Here is a 20,750-nt window from a genome sequence, read left to right as displayed (position 1 = left end):
CGCTGGTCCGGTCATTTCCAACTAGCAGGGGGGTGGTAATGGACTGTCATGGACTGACGAGCATGACATCCGGCCGAAGTCCTTTCCAGACGCGGCTGCGTGCTGACTGAAACTGGCTGGGCCCTTGGCCAACGGGCGCCTGCCGGACGGAAGTTGGAGCCCCTGGCCGAATCGCTTCCTTCGATCCAACCGACCGCATCGATGGTTACGGCACCGGGGTAGGACCCCACATCGTCGATACATCATCGACAGGAGCGACAACGGGGGAGCGGAACGTGATGAGTGAGGCGTGGGAGGACGGGCGGGAAAGAGGCACCAGCAATTCGATCTCGGGGTCGGCCCGTTTCTACGGACCCACCGTCCAGGCCCGTGACATCCATGTCCAGGCACCCGCACCACAGCCCCCACCGACCCCACGCCAACTCCTGCCGGTTCCGGCACACTTCACCGACCGCGAGGAAGAACTCGCCGCCCTGGACCGTATGCTCGCCGCGCAGGAGCCTCCCCTGGTCGTGGTCACCGGACCGGCCGGCATCGGCAAGACCACCCTCGTCTCCCGCTGGCTCCGCGGCCACGCGTCCGGCTTCCCCGACGGGCAGTTGTATGCCGACCTGCGCGGCCACGCGGCGGACGGGCCGGCCCCGCCGGGAGAGATCCTCGGCAGGTTCCTGCGGGCGTTCGGAGCACGGGCGGTGCCCGTGGACGTGGCGGAGCAGGCCTCGCTGTGGCGGTCGGTCACCGCCGACCTGCGGATCGCGGTCATGTTGGACAACGCCTTCACCGCGGCACAGATCCGGCCGTTGTTGCCGGGCGGCGCGGGCGGCCTCGTCGTCGTGACCAGCCGCCGCAGACTGACGGGGCTGCGGATGGACGGCGCGGAGTTCCATCAGGTGCAGGCGCTCGGCCCCGCCGCCGGGGTGGAACTGTTCCTCCGCGGTGCCGGAGAGGACCGCACCACAGGTGAACTGCCCGCCGTACGACGGGTGGTGTCGCTGTGCGCGGGCCTGCCCCTCGCGGTGTGCCTCGCCTCGGCCCGGCTCGCCGCGCGGCCCGGACAGCCCGTTGCGGCCCTCGCGGACGCGCTCACACCGGACGGCGGCCGGCTGGCCGCGCTGGAAGTCGAGGGGGAGGCCACCGTGCGCAAGGCACTGGACGCGTCGTACGCCGTGCTCGGCCCTGAGGCGGCCCGCCTGTACCGGGCCCTCGGACTGCTGCCCCTGCCCGCCTTCGACTCCCTCACGGCGGCCGCGGCCCTGGCGGAGTCCCAGGAGTGGGCGGCCCGCCGGCTGGACGAACTCGTGGAGGCCAACCTGCTGGAGGACCTCGGCCCGGACACCTTCCGCTTCCACGACCTGGTCCGGGTCCATGCCCGCGACCGCGCCCGGTCGACCGACACCGAGGACACGCACGACCGCATCCTGCGACGGGTGGCCGACCGGTACCTGCAGACCGCGACCGAGGCCCAACGCCTCATCACCCCGCACCAGTTCACCCTGTCCCGGACCTACGCCCACCCCTCCCCGCTGCCCGCGCCCTTCGAGGACGACCGGGACGCCCTCGGCTGGCTGGACGCCCGGCGCGGCGACCTCATGGCCGTACTGCGGCTGGCCGCCGAGCGCGGCTGGCACACCACGGCCTGGCAGCTCACCGACGCCATGTGGCCCCTGTTCCTCCGTCTGCGCCACTACGACCTGTGGATCGAGGCGCACCGCATCGGCCTGGACGGGGCGCGCGGCGCCGGAGACCGCGAGGCCGAACGGCAGATGCTCAACTCCGGCGCCATCGGCCTGAGCGCCGCCGGCCGCATCGCCGACGCCGCCGAGTGGTACGACGCCTCGCTCCGCGCGGCCCGCGACGCCGGCGACGTACGGGACGAGGGACAGGCCCTGCTCGGGCTCGGCGGCTGCCGTATCGCCGAGGGCCGGCTCGCGGAGGCCCGCTCCCTCCTCGACCGCGCCGTCACGGTCTGGGATGCCTGCGGCTACCCCCGAGGAGTCGCCCTCGCGCGCATTCTGCTCGGCGAGATCGCCCTCGCCGAGCAGGACCCGCAGCGGGCCGTCGACTGCTTCTCCCGGGCCCGGGAGGGCCTGCTCGCGGTGGCCGACCCGCATGACGCGGCCCGCGCGCTGGTCTTTCTGGGGCGGGCCCGGGCCGTCGCCGGTGACCATGCGACAGGCGTCGCCCGGATGGAGGAGGCCCTCGCGGTGTTCACCGCCTCCGGCGCCGCCCACTGGCAGGCGCGCACCTGGGAGATGCTGGCGGACACCGCGAAGGAACGCGGCGAGGACACGGCCGCCGAGGACTTCCGGGCCCGTGCCCTCACCCTGTACGAGCAGACCAGTCCGGCGGACGCCCGCCGGCTCAGGGATCTGTAGAGCAGGCCGCCTCCGCCGCTCACCAGCGCGTCAGCCGCCTCCGCCGCTCACCAGCGCGTCAGCCGCCTCCCCCCGCCACCCGGACGTCCTCGATGTCCCGCAGGCGGCGGCCCGCCGTCAGCCAGCCGTGCAGGCAGGAGACCAGCAGCGGACGGTCCGCCGGCACCCCGCGGAGCAGCAGCAGGCCCGACCGGTCGGTGACGGCCCAGCCGCCGTCCGCCAGCGGCACCGCGCCCACCCGGCAGCCGGGGTGCGCGGCCATGAGGGCCGAGAGCCAGCGGGCCGCGACGGCGAGCGGGCGGGGATGGCGCCCGTACAGGACGTCGGCACAGGCGGACCACCAGGGCTCCGCGCACGCCTCGGCGTCGACGGCCAAGTGCTCGTCGGTGCCGGGCCCGTCGCCACCGACCCGGGCCAGCAGGCCGTAGTCCCGCCCGCTCGAGCGCAGCAGGAGCACCAGGTCCATGCCGGGGTCCGCCGTACGGTGATGATCCGTCAGCAGGACGGAGACGAAGCACCTCACGCCGGAACCCCCCGGCGGCCCGGCGCCCACGCGTCCAGCGGTGGCGGCACCGGTAAGGGGACCGTCTCCGGCTCGTGCGCGGGCTGCCCCAGGCCCAGCAGGCGGTACATCAGCCGGCGCATGTTGCGGTTGAAGCGGCCGGGCTCCGAGGTGATGCGCGAGGCGATCGCCGCGTACTCCTCGGGCCGGTACTCGGCCGCCGCGTAATGGAGTTGGTCGACGAGCGGGTGGGTGGGCGACAGCGCCGGTGCGGTCGCGGCCAGCGCGGCCGCGGGCGAGGCCGGGTTGATCTCCCGCTCCGGCGAACTGGCCAGCAGGATGGGCGCCCCGGTCAGCGTGCCGTACAGCGTGACCGAACCGTGGTCGCCGATGATCGAGTCCGCGGCGATCAGCACGGTACGCCAGTCCGCCTCGGGCGGGACCAGCGTGACACCCAGCCGGACGCACTGCGCCAGCCAGGCCCTGACCTGCCAGGAACCGTGCCCCGACCAGACGTTGGGATGCACGAGGAGCACCGTCCGGTACCGGCCCGCGGGCAACTCGGCGACCAGCCGGGGCAGCAGGGCCTCGAACCGGCCGAAGGACGACGACGCGCCCCAGGTCGAGGCGACCACCACCAGCTCCTCGCCGTCCGGGACACCGAGCGCCCGACGGTACGCGGCCCGCAGCGGCAGGCTCGCCGTGATCCGGTCGTGCGCCGGATCACCGACCACATGGGCGTACGGCATCACCTCCGGGCAGTGGCGCGCCAGATCGGGGAGTTCGGCATGGTGCGGGACGGCCACCGCGGCGGGCAGCCGGCCACCGGGCACGAGGTCGTACCGGCGCAGCCCCGCCACCCCCGGGTGCGCCCCCTTCACCAGGCGCTTCACATAACCGGCCCCGTGCGGCAGCGTGATCAGCGGGGCGGAGATCTCCTCCACGCCCCGCGGCCCCGCCGCCAGGGCCAGGTCGAACGACATCCGCACCGCCTCCTCCCACGGCACCACCGCTCCGCCCAGCCCCTGGAGGAAGCGCGGCACGTCGTCGCCGAAGACGTGCGGCGGCGCGGTGAAGACGACCTGGACCCGGAAGTCGGCCTCCAGCAGCGCCAGGACGTCGACCAGGCGCTTTCCGTAGGTGAGGGTGTGCACCACGGCCAGCACCGTCTTGCGTTCGAGCAACGTCAGCCACTCGCGCCCTTCGTCCGGCACCCTCGGGCTCTTTCCCAACGCCGACATGGCAATGTCCCCCCGTCGTCCGTGCGGCCCGGGCGGGCCGCTCGCCGGGCGTGTGCCCCTGCCGGATGGACGGAAGGCTTGCCGCCGCCTTGCGGAAACCTTGCAGGGGGCGACCGGGCGGGCAGGCGGCGGGTTTCGTCCGGGATGTGGAACGGAGTCGAGGCGTTCTTGACCGGTTCGAACCCGCCCTGCTTGGATCGTGGCATGAAGCGACAGGACCTCACGCGGCGACGCCATGTCGACCTCGCGCGTGTCTCCAGCTCCTGCTGTCGCAGCCGGGCCTGACCGTACCGAAGGCATTCCTCGTACCGTCCGCCCGGCCGGATTCCCCTCCGCGTCGGTGACGCCGTTCTTTTCCATTCCCTTCCCGCGCACCTGAGTTCGAGTTCGCCGGTGTTCCGTGCTGCCCGGCGGGCGAGGCCTGCGCGGCGCTGGCGCTTCACGAACCGAAAGGTCCCCCGCATGGCCACCGTCCTGTCCGTCTCCGGCAGCCCCTCCGCCACCTCCCGCACCGCCCGACTGCTGCGTCACCTCGACCGGCGGCTGACCGAGCAGGGGCATGAGGTGATACCGCTGGACGTGCGGACGCTGCCCGCCGAGGCCCTGCTGGGGGCCGACTTCGGCCATCCGGCGATCGTCGAGGCCACCGCGCTGTTCGCGCGGGCCGACGGGGTCGTGATCGGCACACCCGTCTACAAGGCGGCGTACTCCGGGCTGCTGAAGTCGCTGCTCGACCTGCTGCCGCAGTACGCGCTGGCCGGCAAGACCGTCCTGCCGCTGGCCACCGGCGGCACCACCGCGCACGTCCTCGCCATCGACTACGCCCTGCGCCCGGTCCTGGCCTCCATGGGACCCGCGCACATCACGCCGGGCTGGTTCACCCTCGACAAGGACCTCACCGTCGGCGAGGACGGCACGCTCACCGTCGCACCGGCCTCGGCGGAGGCCCTGGCCCAGGTCACCGACCAGTTCTCGCTCGCCCTCGGCGGCCGGCCCCACCTCCTCGCCGCCACCGGCTGACGGCCGCCGCCGACCCGACAGGAGTCACCCCATGTCGCTCACCTTCCACTGGTTCCTGCCCACCAACGGCGACAGCCGCCATGTCGTCGGCGGCGGGCACGGCAGCCCGGCCACCGCGTCCGGGCGCGACCGGCCGCCGACGGTCGCCTATCTGAGCCAGATCGCCCGCGCCGCCGAGGACCTGGGCTTCGTCGGCGCCCTCACGCCCACCGGCGCCTGGTGCGAGGACGCCTGGCTGACGACCGCGATGGTCAGCCGGCACACCGAGCGCCTGAAGTTCCTCGTCGCCTTCCGTCCCGGCTTCGTCTCGCCCACCCTCGCCGCGCAGATGGCCGCCACCTTCCAGCGGCACAGCGGCGGCCGCCTGCTGCTGAACGTGGTCACCGGCGGCGAGAGCCAGGAGCAGCGCGCCTACGGCGACTTCCTCGACAAGGACGCGCGGTACCGCCGTACCGACGAATTCCTGGACGTCGTACGGCAGTTGTGGGAGGGCAAGACCGTCGATCTGCGCGGCGAGCACCTCCGGGTCGAGGACGCGAGGCTCGCGCGGGTGCCCGAGCCCGTCCCCGAGGTGTACTTCGGGGGCTCCTCGCCGATCGCCGGGGAGGTCGCCGCCCGGCACGCCGACGTGTATCTCACCTGGGGCGAGCCGCCCGCGCAGGTCGCCGAGAAGATCGCGTGGATCCGCGGCCTCGCGGCCCGGTGGCAGCGCGCCCCGCGCTTCGGCATCCGGCTGCACGTCATCACCCGTGACACCGCCGCACAGGCCTGGGCGGAGGCGGACCGGCTGCTGGACGGCTTCGACCCGGAGACCGTGCGGGCCGTCCAGGCCGGGCTCGCTCGCAGCGAGTCCGAGGGGCAGCGGCGCATGCTCGCCCTGCACGACGGCGGCAGTCGCGAGCGCCTGGAGATCCACCCCAACCTGTGGGCCGGCATCGGCCTGGTCCGTGGCGGCGCGGGGACCGCCCTGGTCGGCAGCCACGACGAGGTGGCCGACCGCATCGAGGAGTACCACGCCCTCGGCATCGACGAGTTCGTCCTGTCCGGCTATCCGCACCTGGAGGAGGCGTACTGGTTCGGCGAGGGCGTACTGCCCCGGCTGGCCGCGCGCGGCCTGTGGCGGCACCCGGCCACCGAAGCCCCCCTGGCTCCCCTCGCCGCCTCGGCGGGATCGCGCTGAGAACCCCGCCCGCCGCTCCCGGAGACCGTACGGCGGACCGTCAGCCCGTCGCGAGCGACACCTCCGTCGCCTTGACCAGGGCCGTCACCGGGGCGCCCGTGCCCAGGGCCAGCTCGGCGACGGCGTCCCTGGTCACGGCGGCGGTCAGCTCGCCGACGCCGTCGACCGCGACCTTCACCGAGGCCATGACGGCCCCTGTGGTGATCTCCCGCACCACACCGGGCAGCCGGTTGCGGATGGACAGGCCCGCGACCGGGCCGGTGGCCAGCGCCACCTCGGTGGCCTTCACCAGGGCGCGCACGGCGGCGCCCGGGGCGAGCTCCAGCTCGTCCACGGCCTCCCTGGTGATCGCGGCGGTGAGCTCCCGGCCGCCGTCGAGGCGGACTCCGACCGTCGCCATGACCTCGCCGGGGACGACGGTGACGACCGTGCCGGTCAGCTGGTTACGGATGCTCAGGCTCATCGGGGTGCCTCACAGGCTTCGGGCCTCACGGGGAGGGATGTCCGGTTTGTCCTCCACCGTACGGCCCGGAGCCTCATGTCCCCGCGATCGCCGCGGGGTGCTCGTGCTCGCAGGTCTCGTCGAAGCTATGGGTGTCCCAGGCCGGGAACGGGTCCTCGGTCGGGGCCGGCTCACCGGGCCGCAGCAGACAGCCGGTGAGCGCGGTCCGCAGGGCCTCGCAGTCCAGGCCGGTGCCGATGAAGACCAGCTCCTGGGCGTACGGCGCCCCGGGGTCACGGGCCCCGGAGGGCTCGAAGCGCGCCACGGACCCGGCCTGCGACCACAGGCCCGTCACCCGCTCGCGCCCGGCCAGGGTGAAGAAGCCCTTGGACCGCAGGACCCTGCCGTACGCCCCGCTGTCCATGTCCTGTGTCACGAAGCTCCACAACCGCTGCGGATGGAAGGGGAGTTCGGAGCGGAAGACGGTGGAGGAGATGCCGTACTCCTCGGTCTCGGGCACATGGTCGCCGTTGAGCTCGCGCACCCAGCCGGGGGCCTGCTGCGCCCGGTCCAGGTCGAACAGGCGGGTGCCGAGCACCTCGGTGAGCGGAACGCGGCCGTGGGTCGCGGGGACGACACGGGCGGCCGGGTTGAGCCGGGCGAGGGTGGCCCGCAGCCTGTCGGCGGTGCCGGTGTCGACCAGGTCGAGCTTGTTCAGGACGAGGACGTCGGCGAACTCGATCTGGTCCATCAGCAGGTCGCTGACGGTCCGTTCGTCGTCCTCGTACGGGGCCAGGCCGCGTTCGGCCAGATCGTCGCCGCTCTGCAGCTCCGGCAGCAGATTGACCGCGTCCACGACCGTGACCATGGTGTCCAGACGGGCGAGATCGCCCAGGGTGGCCCCGTCGTCGCGGGCGAAGGCGAACGTCGCGGCCACCGGCATCGGCTCGGAGATACCGCTGGACTCGATGAGCAGATGGTCGAACCGCCCCTCGCGGGCCAGCCGTTCCACCTCCACCAGCAGGTCGTCGCGGAGCGTGCAGCAGATGCAGCCGTTGGTCATCTCGACCAGCCGCTCCTCCGTCCGCGACAGCGCGGCCTCGCCGCCGCGCACCAGCGCCGCGTCGATGTTGACCTCGCTCATGTCGTTGACGATCACCGCCACGCGCAGGCCCTCGCGGTTGGCCAGCACATGGTTGAGCAGGGTGGTCTTGCCTGCTCCGAGGAAGCCGGACAGGACGGTGACGGGCAGTCGGCCGTGCGGCATCGGCTCAGCCCTCGGGGCGCAGCAGCCCGCGCTCGTACGCCTTGACCAGGTGCTGCGGGACGAGGTGGCGGACGCCGTCGACGGTCACGGGCACGAGCTGGGCGGTGGCCGCCTTCCACTGGGCGCGCCGGTGGCGGGTGTTGCTGCGGGACATCTTCCGCTTGGGAACGGCCATGGGAGTCCTTCCACATAGGTGTGTGTGCCGGGGTGCGGCACAGACACAGGCGTGCCGGGGTGCGGCACAGACGCTACATGAAAATGAATCCCATTACGAAACGCTCGAGATGCTCGGGTGCCTCACCGCCGTGCCCGTGACCTGGCCTCCCGAGGCGCCGGGATGAACTGCAGCTCCAGCGTGCCCGGCGGCTCGGCGACGCCCGGCCCGCCCGCCGCCGCCCAGCGCACCAGGTCGTCCGTACTGGCGTCGTCCGTCGCGAAGCCCACCCACACCGCGCGGCCGCCCGCGCGCCTGCCCGCCGCCGAGGGCTGGACCACCACGACGTTGGCCTGGCCGCACGGGCCGAGGCAGTCCGTCGTACGCACGGCGAACCGGCCGCCGGAGTCGGCCGCGGCGGCGCGCAGCAGCTGCAGCTGCCAGTCGTGGTCGAAGCCGGGGTTCTTGCGGCGGTCACCGCAGCAGCAGCCCCGGCAGACCACCAGCGTGCACGGGCGGGCGCTGTTGATGAAGGGGCTCAAAACGCCAGGCCCACGTGTGCCAGCGCCTGCTTCAGCAGGGCCCCGTGCCCGCCCGGCATCTCGCTCTGCACCGCCGCCGACGCCGCCTCCTGGGGGCTGAACCACACCAGGTCCAGGGCGTCCTGCCGGGGCCGGCAGTCGCCGCTGACGGGAACGACGTAAGCGAGGGACACCGCGTGCTGGCGCGGGTCGTGGTACGGCGTGACGCCCGCGGTGGGGAAGTACTCCGCGACCGTGAACGGCTGCGGGGAGGCCGGGACGCGGGGCAGCGCCACCGGGCCGAGGTCCTTCTCCAAGTGGCGCAGCAGGGCGTCGCGCACCCGCTCGTGGTGCATCACCCGGCCCGAGACCAGGGTGCGGCTGACCGTGCCGTCCGGTCCGATGCGCAGCAGCAGTCCGATGCTGGTGACCTCGCCGCTGTCGTCCACCCGCACGGGCACCGCCTCGACGTAGAGGATCGGCATGCGCGCGCGTGCCATCTCCAGCTCGTCGGTGCTCAGCCAGCCGGGCGTGGTTTCGGTCATGTCAGACATTGCTTGATCATACTTTCAGAGGTCGTCGGAAAGGCGGTAGACCCGGCGGGCGTTGTCCGCTCCCGCCCACCGCGCGAGGCGCACGGCGTCCGCCGGGGACATCTCGTCGGCGTCCACCCGGTCCTGCAGCAGCTCACCGAGCCCCCGGCGGAACGCGTACGCCCCCAGCCAGTGGAACTCGGCGAGACCGCAGGCGTCGGAGCTGTACAGCAGCTTGCGGTACGGGGTGATCTCAAGCGCCTCCTCCAGCACCGCCCGCGCCCGCACCGGGCCCACATGGTGCAGCGTGAGCCCCACGTCCAGGTACACGTGCTCGAACACCGCGGCCAGATAGGCGGCTTGGCGCTGATAGGGCCAGCAGTGCAGGAACAGCACCGGAACGGCGCCGGAGACCAGATGCAGCCAGTCGGTGAGCAGCGCGGGGTCCGAGCGGTGCATCCGCAGGTCGTTGTCGCCGAACCCGGTGTGCAGCTGGAGCGGCAGCCCCAGATCGACGGCCGTCCACAGCAGATGCCGGACCAGGACCGGGTCGTCCAGCCGGCCGCCGCGCGCCAGCCAGCGCCCGGCCGCGGCGGTGACCTCCGTGTCCGTGGGCCGGGCGGGGTCCAGCGCGAAGCCCGTGCGGTACGCGGCCACCGACTTCACCCCGACCACGCCCGGCCGGCGCACGGCGTCCAGCGCGGCCGCGCGGAACGCGTCGCCGTACGCGTCCGCCTCCACACCCCGCGCCGCCACTCCCTCGGCGACGCTCTCCAGCCGCACCACCTCGTACGCCACCGCCCCCGCCGCCTCGGCGAGTTGAGCGGGACTGCCGAGCAGCTCCGGCGCGAACCCGGTGTCGACGCAGAACACCGCCGTCCCCGCAGCGGTGAGGAACCGGCGCTCGACCTCCCGCGGCCCCAGCTCGGCCCGCCGCGCCAGATACTCCTCGGCCGGGGCGTGCCGCGGCAGGTCCAGCACAGGCGCGCAGTGCCGTCGTACGGCCGTACCGACCGGCGTGTCGAAGGCCGAGACGCCCGGCCAGGGGTCGCCCTCGGTGAGCAGCGCCTCGAACCCGGCGGGCGTCAGGGCGCCGGTGGCCACGCCGTGGCAGTGGTGGTCGATCAACGGCAGCCCGGCGAGCGCCTCGTGCACGGCTGTGGCGGCCGCCATCAGTACACCCAGCGGTAGGCGGCGGCGATCTGCGCGTCCTCCAGCCCGTCCACCTGCGCGACCTCCCCTTCGCGTACGGCGGTCACCGCGTCGGCGAGGACCGGGCCGAGCGCGGTGCGCAGCACCTCGTCGCCGCGGAACGCCTCGACGGACTCGGCGAGGGTCTTCGGCAGCCGCCGCACCTCGCGGGCCGCGGCCTCCTCCGGGGCGAGATGGGCCGGATCACCGGTGGTCTCCGGGGGCAGGACCGCCTCCGACTCCACCCCCTCCAGGCCCGCGGCGATCACACAGCCCAGCGCCAGATAGGGGTTGGCGGCCAGGTCCACCGGCTTGACCTCCAGGTTCGCGGCCCGGTCACGCAGCCCCGCCGTGCCGGTGACCAGGCGCAGCGCGCACTCCCGGGTCTCCAGGCCCCACGCGGTGTACACACCGGCCCACTGGGAGGGCCGCAGCCGCAGATAGCTCGCCGGGCTGGGCGCGGTCACCGCCGTCAGCGCGGGCAGCCGGGCCAGGACACCCGCGGCGAGCGACTCGGCCTCGGCGGTCATGCCGTAGCGCCGTACGCCACCGGTGTGCAGGTTGACGCCGTCGCGCCAGGCGGACAGATGCAGATGCCCGCCGTTGCCGACACCGGTCGCGTTGACCGCGGGGGAGAAGGACACCCGCAGTCCGTGCCTGCGGGCCACGGCGCGGACGGTGTGCCGCACCAGGACGCTGCGGTCGGCCGCCGCGACCGGGTCGAGCGCGCCGGTGGAGAGCTCGAACTGCCCGGCCGCGTACTCCGGATGGAACTGGTCGACGTCCACGCCCTGCGCCGCGCAGGCGGCCAGCAGGTCGGCGCCGAAGTCGCCCAGCTCCACCAGCCGGGTCGCCCCGTACGCGGGACCGGTGGCCGCCGGCACGAACTCCCCGGCGGGTGCCGAGTCCAGGCCCACCGACCACTCGATCTCCACGGCGGCCCGGAAGTCCAGCCCGTGCCGGGCCCTGGCGTCGGTGAGGGTGTGCCGCAGGAAGGTGCGCGAGCAGCCCGGGTGCGGCGCGCCGTCCTGGGTGATCCGGTCGACCGGCGCCCACGCCCAGCCGGGCTGCGCGGCCAGCACCGTGAGCCGGTCCAGGTCGGGGTAAAGACGCAGATCGCCGTCCGGGGAGCCGAGCACATCGGTGGTGACGATCGCGTCACCGGCCAGGAAGGTGTCGAACACCGGCGACATGCCCACGCCCCAGGCGGCGGCGTCCGCGAGTCGTCCGCTCGGGATCGTCTTGACCCGGGCGACTCCCGCGGTGTCGACGTACGCCAGCACGATCCCGTGCACGCCCCGCCCGGCCAGCTCTCCGCTCAGCGCGGTCGCCCGCTCGACGTCGCCGGGGCGGCCGCCGGGGACCGGGTCGGCCAGGGTGGTCATACGTCCTCCTCACAGACCGTGAGTGTCAGGGCTTCACGGCGACCGCGCCGAGCTGCGGCACGACCACCGGCGCGTGCAGCTCAGCCCGCCACTGCGAGCACGGCACCAGGCCCGGCTCCAGCAGGTCGAGCCCCTCGAAGAAGCCGGCGATCTCGTCGCGGGGGCGGGCGGTGATCGGCGGGGTGGCGTTGGCGTTCCAGAACTCCATCGCCGCCACATTGCCCTCGCCGCCCACGTCCGCGTCGAAGGTGGGGTGCGTCAGCACCAGGAAGCTGCCCGACGGTACGGCGGCCATGACCCGGCGCACGATCTCGCGGGCCTTGTCGGTGTCCAGCACGAAGTTCAGGATGCCGAGCATCATCACGGCGATCGGCCTGTCGAAGTCGAGGGTCTTCCGTGCGCGGGCCACGATCGCGTCCGGGTCGTGCACATCGGCGTCGAGGTAGTCCGTGACGCCCTCGGGGGTGCTGGTCAGCAGGGTGCGGGCGTGCAGCAGGACGATCGGGTCGTTGTCGACGTACACGATCTTCGAGTCGGGGGCGATCCGCTGGGCTATCTCGTGGGTGTTGTCGACGGTCGGCAGGCCCGTGCCGATGTCCAGGAACTGTCGCACCCCGCGCTCACCGGCCAGGAAGCGCACCGCACGGCCCAGGAAGTCGCGGTCGGCGCGCGCCACGTCCCGGATCACCGGGAACAGGCCGGCCACGTGCGCGCCGACCCGCTGGTCGACCTCGTAGTTGTCCTTGCCGCCGATCCAGTAGTTCCAGACCCGCGCGTTGTGCGCCACGGTGGTGTTCAGCCGGGCCGTGCCCTGTGCGGGCTGGCTGTCGCTCACGTCGCTCGCCTCTCCTCACGCCGGGCCTTCGCGGCCATTGTGCCCCGCCCAAGATCGGCTGTCCCGGGATTCGTCCGCCCCGGTAGGGTGGACGGTCGTTCACGGAACGACGAGGTGCCGTGGAGGTCCGTACCCGCCCAGCCAGGAAGCAGACATGCCCTACTCCGCGTCGCCCGAATCCGTCCGCACCGCCTCCGGAGCCACGGACATCCGTTTGATCGTGACCGACATGGACGGCACACTCCTCGACGACGACAAGCAGCCGCCGGCCGAGCTGTGGACCGCGCTGGAGCTGCTGCGCGAGCGGGGGGTGCTGTTCAGCCCGGCCAGCGGCCGCCAGTACGCGACCCTCGCCCGCGAGTTCTCCGGCGCGGCCGACGGCATGGTCTTCATCGCCGAGAACGGCACCTATGTCGTCCGCGACGGCGTCGAGCTCAGCTCCGACCCGCTGGACAAGGCCGTGGTCGCCGAGGTTCTGGAGACCGTACGGCGGCTCAACGCCGACGGCGTCGACGTGGGCGCCGTCGTCTGCGGCAAGCGGTCCGCCTACGTCGAGCGCGCCGACGAGCCGTTCCTCGCCGAGGTCCGCCAGTACTACGTCGAGAACCGGGTCGTCGCCGACGCCAGGGCCGTCGAGGACGACATCCTCAAGGTGGCCCTGTTCGACTTCGGGCCCGCCGAGCGGACCACCGCCCCGGCCCTCGCGCCCTTCGCCGCCACCCACCAGGTCGTGGTCTCCGGCGAGCACTGGGTCGACCTGATGAATAGCACGGCGAACAAGGGCGCCGCGATTCGCCGCCTCCAGCGGGAGCTGGGCATCACGCCCGCCCAGACCATGGTCTTCGGCGACTACCTCAACGACCTGGAGATGCTCGACACCGCCGACTGGTCGTACGCCATGGCCAACGCCCATCCGGAGGTCGTGCACCGGGCGCGCCATCTGGCGCCCGCCAACACCGACAACGGCGTGCTGCGCACCATCGCGCGGGTCCTGGGACTGCCACTGTTCACCTAGCCGTGCCAAGGTGGCCTGGCCGGTGCTCAATGCCTTCGACGAGGGAGCCAGATGACCGAGCCCGTCCGGCTGACCAGGGAACTGACCTCCGCCCTCGACCACGAGGAGCTGGCGGGCTTCTACGAGGACCTGCACCGCCACCCCGAGCTGGGCTTCCAGGAGCACCGCACCGCGGCGAAGCTCGCCCTGCGTCTGCGCGCGGCCGGGTTCACCGTCACCGAGGGCGTCGCCGGCACGGGCGTGGTCGGGGTGCTCGGCGACGGGGACGGGCCGGTGGTGTGGCTGCGCGGCGACATGGACGCGCTGCCGGTGCGGGAGGCGACCGGACTGCCGTACGCCTCGACCGTGGACGGCGTGATGCACGCCTGCGGGCACGATCTGCACGTCACATGGCTGGCGGCCGCGGCCGAGGTGCTCGCGGCGGGCCGTGACGCCTGGTCCGGCACGCTCGTGGTGGTCGGGCAGCCCGCCGAGGAGACGGGCGGTGGCGCCGCCATGGCCGCCGACGGTCTGCACGAGCGCTTCCCGCGCGCCGACGTGCTCCTCGGCCAGCACGTCACCCCGGGGCTCGCAGGGCTGTACGCGCACACGCCGGGCCTGATCATGTCGGCCTCCGACAACATCGACGTCGTCGTGCACGGCGTGGGCGGCCACGGCTCGCGCCCCGAGGCGACCGTCGACCCGGTGGTGACGGCCGCGCATGTGGTCACCCGGTTGCAGACCGTGGTCTCGCGCGAGATCGCGGCGAAGGACTCGGCGGTGCTCACGGTGGGGGAGTTCCATGCCGGTACCAAGCCCAACGTCATCCCCGCCGAGGCGCGGCTCGCGCTGAACCTGCGCACCCAGGACCCCGCCGTCCGCGCCCGGGTCCTCGCCGCTGTACGCCGCATCGTCGAGGGCGAGTGCGCGGCCGCGGGCTGCCCGGTGCCGCCGGAGGTGACCCTCCGGTCGGGCGGTTATCCCGTCACCGTCAACGACCCCGAACTGGACGCCGAGATCGCGGCCGTGCATCGCGAACTCCTCGGTGCGGAAAGGGTGTTGGACCTCGGCCCGGCGATGGGCAGTGAGGACTTCTCCCTGCTCGTGCCCCAAGGGGTGCCGTACGACTACTGGTTCGTGACCTCGACCCCGGCGGAGGTCTGGGAGGCGGCGCCGGGGGAGGGGCTGTTGGAGAAGTTCGCCGCCGTGCCCAGCAACCACAGCCCGCTGTTCGCCCCCGACCCCTCGGTGCTCGTGCCCGGCGTGCACACGCTGGTGTCCGCCGCGCTGAGCCGCCTCAGCGCTTGACGCCCACCGCGCCGTACAGCGACACCGGCCCGTGGCCGAGGTCGGACTCGCCCTCCGCGAGCTCGGGGCGCCAGTCGGCCACCGACACGACACCCGGCTCCAGCAGGTCGAGTCCGGTGAAGAAGGCGGCCAGTTCGGCCTTGTCGCGGGCGACGAGGGTCACGCCCTGGGCGGTGTAGGCGTCGATGCCCCGCCGGACGTTCTCCGGCTCGAAGTCGGCCGTCATCGCCGACAGCACCAGGCAGCTGCCCGGTGCGAGCGCGTCGACCAGCGTGCTCACCAGGTCGTGGGCGCCGTCCTCGTCCGCGATGAAGTGCAGCAGCGCGATCAGCGACACGGCGACGGGACGCTCGAAGTCCAGGACGCGGCGCGCCTGTTCGAGGATGGTCCGCGGGTCGCGCGCATCGGCCTGGAGGTACTCGGTGACGCCCTCGGGTGTGCTGCGCAGCAGGGCGCCGGCGTGGGCGAGGACGATCGGGTCGTTGTCGACGTAGACCACCCGCGTCTCGGGCGCCACGCCCTGGGCGATCTGGTGGAGGTTGGGCTCGGTCGGTATGCCGGTGCCGATGTCCAGGAACTGGCGGATTCCGGCCTCCTTCGCCAGCAGCCGGGTGGCCCGCTGCATGAACCAGCGGTTGGCGCGGGCGGCCCTCGGGGCGCCGGAGTCGATGGCCATGATCTGCCGGCCGAGCTCTTCGTCGACCGGGTAGTTGTCCTTGCCGCCGAGGTACCAGTCGTAGACCCGGGCCGGGTGCGGCCTGCTGGTGTCGATGTACGGAGAGGCCGGCTGGGTCCCGGTCACACGTGCTCCTCGGTCTCGCGGCGGGGCTTGGTGCGAGCAGTGTGACACGATCAAGCGGCCGCGCGCAGACAGTCTTCGGCCACCTCCTTCTCCAGCGCGGCCCGCACCAACGCGGCCGCCAGCACGGCCGGTTCGGCCTTCCCGGCCAGGCTCAGCAGCCGGTCGGGGTCCTTCGGCAGCCCCAGACGGGCGGCCCCGTCCAGGGCCTTGCCGTCGACCTGAGGGGCGATGTCCGGCCACACGCGCTGCACTTCGCGCAGGAAGATGTCCGCGCCGGCCGGTCCGATGCCGGGCACCTCCTGGAGCAGGCGCCGCAGTTCGCCGGTGTCTCCTTCAGCAGCCTCGTGCAGCCGGCGCAGGTCGCCCTTGTAGCGCTCGCTCAACAGCTCGGCGCCGTCACCGAGTTGCGTGGCGGTGCGCTCGTCGTAGCGGCGATATCCGCCCCTGCCGAGCGCGTCCACCCGCTGCTGCCAGTCCGCAGCGGCCATCCGGCGCGGGTCGCGCAGCCCCGCCGCGTACAGCTCGCGGGCGGCGGCCACCGCGACCGAGGCGCGGATGCGGGCGCTGAGCAGCAGCGCGAGCACCAGCAGCCGGTACAGCGGCTGCGGGGTGTCGCGCAGGGTGATGCCCGCCTCCTCGGCGTAGGTGCGGCCGTGGCCGTCGAGCAGGGCCTTCAGGACCCGCTTGTCGTCGGTCACGGCTTGAGCGGGTCGTGGCCGATCGTCATCAGCTCATGGCGACGGTCGGTGCGTTGCGCCTCCGGCTCGCTCTCCGGGTCGACCTGCCCGGAGACCATGTCCACCACGAGCCGCATCACGCGGACGTCGTCGTCGGTCAGGTCCATGCGCCGCTTCTGCAGGATCGCCAGGACGTGCCGCCCCAGCGGCGTGCCCGCCTGCTCGGGCAGCGGCTCCGTGGTCTCGTCGGCGTCGCGCACCCGCAACCAGGCGGCGAGTTCCTGGGAGGTCATGTTGACCACGCGGTGGAACTCGTCCCACAGCGTGTCGAGTTCGAGAGGGTCGGTCATAGCGGGCTCCTCCTTCCCACGTCGTGTCCTCGGCGGGAGAGCCGGAGCAGATCGGAAGAACAGCTCGGGGTCCTCACCCGCGCAGGCAGCGCTCCGTAACCACTCCATGCGGGCGCGGGTGCCCGCCGCCCACCCGGACAAACACGGCCGGCTCAGCGCGGCAGGACCCCGTCCAGGAAGCGCGTCAGGTCGGCGAAGACCTCGTCCCGGTTCGTCTCGTGGAACACCTCGTGCCGGGCCCCGGCGTAGATCCGCTCGGTCAGCGCGCCCCCGGCGAGCCGTTCCACGCCGACCCGGCTGCCGGTGAGCGGCACCAGCCGGTCGTCGTCGCCGTGCAGCCACAGCACCGGCAGCGGGCCGACGTCCCCGGCCTCGGCGACGGTCGCCAGCGTCCGCTCGAAGGCCTCCAGGGTCGGCCGCTTCATCGGGCCGTGCCAGACCAGCGGGTCCGCCGCGTACGCCTCGCCGACCGCGGGGTCCCGGGAGAGGGAAGCCGGGCTGATGGGTACGTCCGGGATCTCGTCGTAGGCCAGCAGCCGCGCCGGGGTCTCCCAGGCGCCGATCACCGGCCCGGACAGCACCAGCGCGGCGAGCCCGGCGCCGTGGCGCTGGGCGTAGCGGGAGGCGATCAGGCCGCCCATCGAGTGTCCTACGACGATCAGCGGCAGGTCCGGATGCGCGGCGCGGGCCTGCTCGGCGACCGTGCGGACGTCCGTGACGACGTCCTCGAAGTCCTCGATCACCACCCGCTCGCCGGCCGACCTGCCGTGGCCCATGTGATCGGGTGCGTGGACGGCCGCCCCGTGGGAGGTGAGCACCTCGGCGAGCCGTTCGTAGCGGCCGGAGTGCTCGCCGTAGCCGTGCACCAGCAGGGCCAGGAAGCGCGGGCCGGGGTGCGGCCAGGTGCGCACGGCGACCGTGCCTCGGGTGCCGGTGAAGGTGTGCTCGGGCATGTGTCCTCCGGCGGCGGGGGTGGAAGGTTCCGACGGATCTTCCCAGCGGGGCCGTCGGGCGTCTATAGTCCGAAACTAGCAGTGCTAATTAAGAGCTCTGGTCCACAGCGTCGTCGGTCAGGAGTCCCACCCGTGCGTCCCGTCCACTTCGCGGCCGCCCGCCGCACGCCCATCGGCAAGCTGCGCGGCGCCCTGTCCGCCGTACGTCCCGACGACCTCGCCGCGGCCGTGATCCGCGGCCTGGTCGCCGAGGTGCCCGCCCTCGACCCGGCCAGGATCGACGACGTCTACTGGGGCGCGGCCAACCAGGCCGGCGAGGACAACCGCAACGTCGCCCGCATGGCCGCCCTCCTCGCGGGTCTGCCCGAGACCGTGCCGGGCGCCACGGTGAACCGGCTGTGCGCCTCGGGTCTTGAGGCGGTCACCGCCGCCGCCCGCACCATCGCCGCCGGTGAGGCCGACATCGTCCTCGCGGGCGGCTCCGAGTCCATGAGCCGCGCCCCCTTCGTGCTGTCCCGGCCCGACGAGGCCCTGCCGCACCGCATGGAGACCGTGGACACCCGGCTCGGCTGGCGGCTGGTCAACCCGGCGATGAAGGACCTGCACGGACTGCTCTCCATGGGCGAGACCGCCGAGGAGGTCGCCGCCCGCCACGGCGTCACGCGCGAGCGGCAGGACGAGTTCGCCCTGCGCAGCCACCAACTCGCCGCCCAGGCCCGTAAGAACGGGCACTTCGACGACGAACTCCTGCCGGTCCAGCGCCCGGACGGGGTCGTCGTCGACGCCGACGAATGCATCCGCGAGGACACGTCGTACGAGAAGCTGGCGCAGCTCAGGCCCGTCTTCCGTGCGGGCGGCACCGTCACCGCGGGCAACGCCTCCCCGATGAACGACGGCGCCGCGGGCCTGCTGCTGGTCAGCGAGGAGGCCCTGAACGAGCTCGGCCTGGAGTCCCTGGGCCGCTACGTCGCGGGCGCCTCGGCCGGTGTCCACCCCGACGTGATGGGCATCGGCCCCGTCCCGGCCACGCGCAAGGCGCTCGCGCGGGTCGGCTGGGGCGTCGGCGACATCCAGGAGGCCGAGTTCAACGAGGCCTTCGCCGCCCAGGCCCTCGCCTGCGTCGACCAGCTCGGCATCGACCCGGACCTGGTCAACCCCAGCGGCGGCGCCATCGCCCTCGGCCACCCCCTCGGCTGCTCGGGCGCCCGCATCCTGACGACCCTGCTGCACCGCATGCGCCGCACGGGGGCGGAGCGCGGACTCGCCACCATGTGCGTCGGGGTGGGACAGGGCAGCGCGGTGCTCGTCGAGAGGCACTAGGGCCTGCCTTCCGAACCAGGTCGCCGCGGGGTGACGCGGGCGTCGCAGCCGGCCTGATCCGGAAAACAGGGCCCCGCAAGGCAATCCGGTACACGAGCCGCGAGAAGACGGAGCATCACCCCATGGCAACCCTGTCCCTGGCCAGCATCCTCGCCGAGAACGCCCGGCGCCGCCCCGACAAGGAGGCCCTGGTCGAGGGCGACCTGCGGCTGACCTTCGGCGAGGTGTGGCGGCGGGCCCGCGCCCAGGCCGGCGCGCTCGCCGCACTCGGCGTCCGCCCCGGGGACCGGGTCGCCCTCATGGCCCCCAACACCGCCGAGTTCCCCCTCGCCTACTACGCGATCGCCGCGGCCGGCGGGGTCGTCGTCCCCGTCCATCTGCTGCTGTCGGCGCCGGAGGTGGAGCACGTCCTGAAGGACAGCGGCGCCTCCCTGCTGCTGTGTCACCCGGCCCACGCCGAGACCGGCACCGCGGCGGCCGAGGCCGTCGGCATCCAAGTGGTCGCGCTGGGCGACGAGTTCGACAAGCTCGCCGCCATCGCCGAGCCGCTCCCGTCGTACGTCACCCGGGACGCCGACGACCCGGCCGTCGTCTTCTACACCAGCGGCACCACCGGCGTACCCAAGGGTGCGGTGCTCAGCCACTTCAACCTGGTGATGAACGCGACCGTCAACGCCTTCGACGCCAACGACATACGCCCCGACGACAGGGCCCTCGGCGCGCTGCCGCTGTTCCACGCCTTCGGGCAGACCGTGTCCCTCAACTCCACCTGGCGCGCGGGCGCGACGCTCGTGCTGCTGCCGCGCTTCGACGCGGAGCGCGCGATCGAGCTGATGGTGGCGGAGAAGGTCGACACCTTCCACGGCGTGCCCATGATGTTCGTCGTGCTCACCGCCGCCGCGGCCGGGGCGAAGGAACTGCCCGAGCTGCGCGTGTGCATCTCCGGCGGAGCCTCCCTGCCCGTCGCCGTGCTGGAGGACTTCGAGGCGACCTTCGGGGCGACGATCTACGAGGGCTACGGACTGTCGGAGACCTCGCCCACGGCGACCGTGAACCAGCCCTGCTTCGGCACCAAGGCGGGCACCATCGGGCACCCGCTGTGGGGCGTGGACGTGGAGATCGCCCGAGCGGAGCTGGAGGGTGCCATCGAGTTGCTGCCGCCCGGCGAGCTCGGCGAGGTCGTCATCCGCGGCCACAACGTCTTCTCCGGCTACCTCGGCCGCCCCGAGGCCACCGCCGAGGCGCTCGTCGACGGCTGGTTCCGCACCGGCGACCTCGGCACAAAGGACGACGACGGCTTCCTCAGGATCGTCGACCGCAAGAAGGACGTCATCATCCGCGGCGGCTACAACGTCTACCCGCGCGAGGTCGAGGAGGTCCTCGTACGCCACCCCGCCGTCGCCCAGGTCGCCGTCATCGGCCTGCCGGACGACCTGCACGGCGAGGAGGTGTGCGCGGTGATCGTGCCCGCCCCGGGCGCACCCGAGCCGGACGCGGCCGCGCTCGTGGAGTGGTCGAAGGAACACCTCGGCAAGCACAAGTACCCGCGCCACGTGGAGTTCACCGACGCACTGCCGCTGGGGCCGAGCATGAAGGTGCTCAAGCGGGAGCTGAGGGCGCGGTACGCGGACTGATCCCTGTACTCCTGATCCCGGTACTACGGTGAGGGGCGCCTGACGGCGGCCCGATGCGTGCGCATA

Annotated in this window: 21 protein-coding genes; 7 read left to right on the top strand and 14 right to left on the bottom strand. The window is 73.2% G+C overall.

Annotated elements, in window-relative coordinates; all coding sequences use genetic code 11:
* The first annotated feature begins 278 nt into the window (after positions 1–278).
* Positions 279–2,375: an ATP-binding protein gene (locus RKD23_RS06805; RefSeq protein WP_424852814.1), complete on the top strand. Its 2,097-nt coding sequence runs from the start codon at positions 279–281 to the stop codon at positions 2,373–2,375.
* Between the two features lie 58 nt (positions 2,376–2,433).
* Here the strand turns inward: RKD23_RS06805 and RKD23_RS06800 are convergent, their stop codons facing one another.
* Complete coding sequence (locus RKD23_RS06800; protein WP_424852813.1) at positions 2,434–2,898, bottom strand: hypothetical protein; 465 nt, start codon at positions 2,896–2,898, stop codon at positions 2,434–2,436.
* Positions 2,895–4,118 carry a hypothetical protein gene (locus RKD23_RS06795; protein WP_424852812.1) on the bottom strand — a complete coding sequence of 408 codons (1,224 nt, stop codon included), beginning with the start codon at positions 4,116–4,118 and terminating at the stop codon, positions 2,895–2,897. Before RKD23_RS06795 ends, RKD23_RS06800 begins: the two co-directional genes overlap by 4 nt.
* Positions 4,119–4,580: 462 nt before the next feature.
* Between RKD23_RS06795 and ssuE the strand changes: the two genes are divergently transcribed.
* Entirely contained in the window at positions 4,581–5,138 is a 558-nt protein-coding gene (gene ssuE / locus RKD23_RS06790; RefSeq protein ID WP_424852811.1) for an NADPH-dependent FMN reductase, read from the top strand.
* 31 nt (positions 5,139–5,169) lie between these two features.
* Positions 5,170–6,318 carry an LLM class flavin-dependent oxidoreductase gene (locus tag RKD23_RS06785; RefSeq protein ID WP_424852810.1) on the top strand — a complete coding sequence of 383 codons (1,149 nt, stop codon included), beginning with the start codon at positions 5,170–5,172 and terminating at the stop codon, positions 6,316–6,318.
* Between the two features lie 40 nt (positions 6,319–6,358).
* Here RKD23_RS06785 and RKD23_RS06780 read toward each other — a convergent pair whose 3' ends face one another.
* The 8 genes from RKD23_RS06780 to RKD23_RS06745 all read right to left on the bottom strand — a co-directional run bounded on the left by RKD23_RS06780 (position 6,359) and on the right by RKD23_RS06745 (position 12,646).
* On the bottom strand, positions 6,359–6,781 hold the full coding sequence (locus RKD23_RS06780; RefSeq protein WP_424852809.1) for a TOBE domain-containing protein: 423 nt from the start codon (positions 6,779–6,781) through the stop codon (positions 6,359–6,361).
* Positions 6,782–6,854: 73 nt separating this feature from the next.
* A complete protein-coding gene (locus tag RKD23_RS06775) occupies positions 6,855–8,027 on the bottom strand; it encodes a GTP-binding protein (RefSeq protein WP_424852808.1) in 1,173 nt (390 codons plus the stop codon).
* 4 nt (positions 8,028–8,031) lie between these two features.
* Positions 8,032–8,202 (bottom strand): 50S ribosomal protein L32, encoded by a 171-nt coding sequence (rpmF, locus tag RKD23_RS06770; RefSeq protein WP_404031745.1) that lies wholly within the window; start codon positions 8,200–8,202, stop codon positions 8,032–8,034.
* Positions 8,203–8,324: 122 nt separating this feature from the next.
* Positions 8,325–8,723 (bottom strand): (2Fe-2S) ferredoxin domain-containing protein, encoded by a 399-nt coding sequence (locus tag RKD23_RS06765; RefSeq protein WP_404031742.1) that lies wholly within the window; start codon positions 8,721–8,723, stop codon positions 8,325–8,327.
* Positions 8,720–9,247 (bottom strand): NUDIX hydrolase family protein, encoded by a 528-nt coding sequence (locus RKD23_RS06760; protein WP_424858185.1) that lies wholly within the window; start codon positions 9,245–9,247, stop codon positions 8,720–8,722. The genes RKD23_RS06765 and RKD23_RS06760 overlap by 4 nt, the downstream gene beginning before the upstream one ends.
* Before the next feature lie 24 nt (positions 9,248–9,271).
* Positions 9,272–10,408, bottom strand: coding sequence for an amidohydrolase family protein (locus RKD23_RS06755; RefSeq protein ID WP_424852807.1), 1,137 nt, complete (start codon positions 10,406–10,408; stop codon positions 9,272–9,274).
* Positions 10,408–11,811: a glutamine synthetase gene (locus tag RKD23_RS06750; RefSeq protein ID WP_424852806.1), complete on the bottom strand. Its 1,404-nt coding sequence runs from the start codon at positions 11,809–11,811 to the stop codon at positions 10,408–10,410. Before RKD23_RS06750 ends, RKD23_RS06755 begins: the two co-directional genes overlap by 1 nt.
* A 25-nt stretch (positions 11,812–11,836) precedes the next feature.
* Positions 11,837–12,646, bottom strand: a complete 810-nt coding sequence (locus RKD23_RS06745; RefSeq protein WP_424852805.1) for an SAM-dependent methyltransferase — start codon at positions 12,644–12,646, stop codon at positions 11,837–11,839.
* Positions 12,647–12,800: 154 nt separating this feature from the next.
* Here RKD23_RS06745 and RKD23_RS06740 point away from each other — a divergent pair, with 154 nt between their 5' ends.
* Together RKD23_RS06740 and RKD23_RS06735 are read left to right on the top strand one after the other, a co-directional pair.
* Positions 12,801–13,661 (top strand): Cof-type HAD-IIB family hydrolase, encoded by an 861-nt coding sequence (locus tag RKD23_RS06740; RefSeq protein ID WP_424852804.1) that lies wholly within the window; start codon positions 12,801–12,803, stop codon positions 13,659–13,661.
* A gap of 51 nt (positions 13,662–13,712) precedes the next feature.
* Positions 13,713–14,948, top strand: coding sequence for an amidohydrolase (locus RKD23_RS06735; RefSeq protein WP_424852803.1), 1,236 nt, complete (start codon positions 13,713–13,715; stop codon positions 14,946–14,948).
* Here the strand turns inward: RKD23_RS06735 and RKD23_RS06730 are convergent.
* From RKD23_RS06730 to RKD23_RS06715, 4 genes are all read right to left on the bottom strand, one after another.
* The gene (locus RKD23_RS06730) at positions 14,938–15,750 is read right to left on the bottom strand and encodes an SAM-dependent methyltransferase (protein ID WP_424852802.1); all 813 of its coding nucleotides are present in this window, start codon (positions 15,748–15,750) and stop codon (positions 14,938–14,940) included. The genes RKD23_RS06735 and RKD23_RS06730 overlap by 11 nt on opposite strands.
* A gap of 50 nt (positions 15,751–15,800) precedes the next feature.
* Complete coding sequence (locus tag RKD23_RS06725) at positions 15,801–16,448, bottom strand: endonuclease (protein WP_424852801.1); 648 nt, start codon at positions 16,446–16,448, stop codon at positions 15,801–15,803.
* Positions 16,445–16,777 carry a DUF3140 domain-containing protein gene (locus RKD23_RS06720; protein WP_424852800.1) on the bottom strand — a complete coding sequence of 111 codons (333 nt, stop codon included), beginning with the start codon at positions 16,775–16,777 and terminating at the stop codon, positions 16,445–16,447. The genes RKD23_RS06725 and RKD23_RS06720 overlap by 4 nt, the downstream gene beginning before the upstream one ends.
* A gap of 152 nt (positions 16,778–16,929) precedes the next feature.
* Positions 16,930–17,730 (bottom strand): lysophospholipase, encoded by an 801-nt coding sequence (locus RKD23_RS06715; RefSeq protein ID WP_424852799.1) that lies wholly within the window; start codon positions 17,728–17,730, stop codon positions 16,930–16,932.
* A gap of 132 nt (positions 17,731–17,862) precedes the next feature.
* Here RKD23_RS06715 and RKD23_RS06710 point away from each other — a divergent pair, with 132 nt between their 5' ends.
* Entirely contained in the window at positions 17,863–19,050 is a 1,188-nt protein-coding gene (locus tag RKD23_RS06710) for a thiolase family protein (RefSeq protein ID WP_424852798.1), read from the top strand.
* Positions 19,051–19,172: 122 nt separating this feature from the next.
* A complete protein-coding gene (locus tag RKD23_RS06705) occupies positions 19,173–20,684 on the top strand; it encodes a long-chain-fatty-acid--CoA ligase (RefSeq protein WP_424852797.1) in 1,512 nt (503 codons plus the stop codon).
* Positions 20,685–20,750: the final 66 nt, after the last annotated feature.

Origin of the sequence: Streptomyces sp. SAI-170 (assembly GCF_049739565.1) — a bacterium.
Classification (GTDB): Bacteria; Actinomycetota; Actinomycetes; order Streptomycetales; family Streptomycetaceae; genus Streptomyces.
The sequence above is the reverse complement of the archived record's forward strand: the minus strand, read 5'-3'. Positions and strand labels throughout refer to the sequence as shown.

Coding starts and splice junctions, on each gene's coding strand:
- RKD23_RS06805 (WP_424852814.1), top strand. CDS start 279: ATGAGTGAGGCGTGGGAGGACGGGCGGGAAAGAGGCACCAGCAATTCG.
- RKD23_RS06795 (WP_424852812.1), bottom strand. CDS start 4,118: ATGTCGGCGTTGGGAAAGAGCCCGAGGGTGCCGGACGAAGGGCGCGAG.
- ssuE (WP_424852811.1), top strand. CDS start 4,581: ATGGCCACCGTCCTGTCCGTCTCCGGCAGCCCCTCCGCCACCTCCCGC.
- RKD23_RS06785 (WP_424852810.1), top strand. CDS start 5,170: ATGTCGCTCACCTTCCACTGGTTCCTGCCCACCAACGGCGACAGCCGC.
- RKD23_RS06780 (WP_424852809.1), bottom strand. CDS start 6,781: ATGAGCCTGAGCATCCGTAACCAGCTGACCGGCACGGTCGTCACCGTC.
- RKD23_RS06775 (WP_424852808.1), bottom strand. CDS start 8,027: ATGCCGCACGGCCGACTGCCCGTCACCGTCCTGTCCGGCTTCCTCGGA.
- rpmF (WP_404031745.1), bottom strand. CDS start 8,202: ATGGCCGTTCCCAAGCGGAAGATGTCCCGCAGCAACACCCGCCACCGG.
- RKD23_RS06760 (WP_424858185.1), bottom strand. CDS start 9,247: ATGACCGAAACCACGCCCGGCTGGCTGAGCACCGACGAGCTGGAGATG.
- RKD23_RS06755 (WP_424852807.1), bottom strand. CDS start 10,408: ATGGCGGCCGCCACAGCCGTGCACGAGGCGCTCGCCGGGCTGCCGTTG.
- RKD23_RS06750 (WP_424852806.1), bottom strand. CDS start 11,811: ATGACCACCCTGGCCGACCCGGTCCCCGGCGGCCGCCCCGGCGACGTC.
- RKD23_RS06740 (WP_424852804.1), top strand. CDS start 12,801: ATGCCCTACTCCGCGTCGCCCGAATCCGTCCGCACCGCCTCCGGAGCC.
- RKD23_RS06735 (WP_424852803.1), top strand. CDS start 13,713: ATGACCGAGCCCGTCCGGCTGACCAGGGAACTGACCTCCGCCCTCGAC.
- RKD23_RS06720 (WP_424852800.1), bottom strand. CDS start 16,777: ATGACCGACCCTCTCGAACTCGACACGCTGTGGGACGAGTTCCACCGC.
- RKD23_RS06715 (WP_424852799.1), bottom strand. CDS start 17,730: ATGCCCGAGCACACCTTCACCGGCACCCGAGGCACGGTCGCCGTGCGC.
- RKD23_RS06705 (WP_424852797.1), top strand. CDS start 19,173: ATGGCAACCCTGTCCCTGGCCAGCATCCTCGCCGAGAACGCCCGGCGC.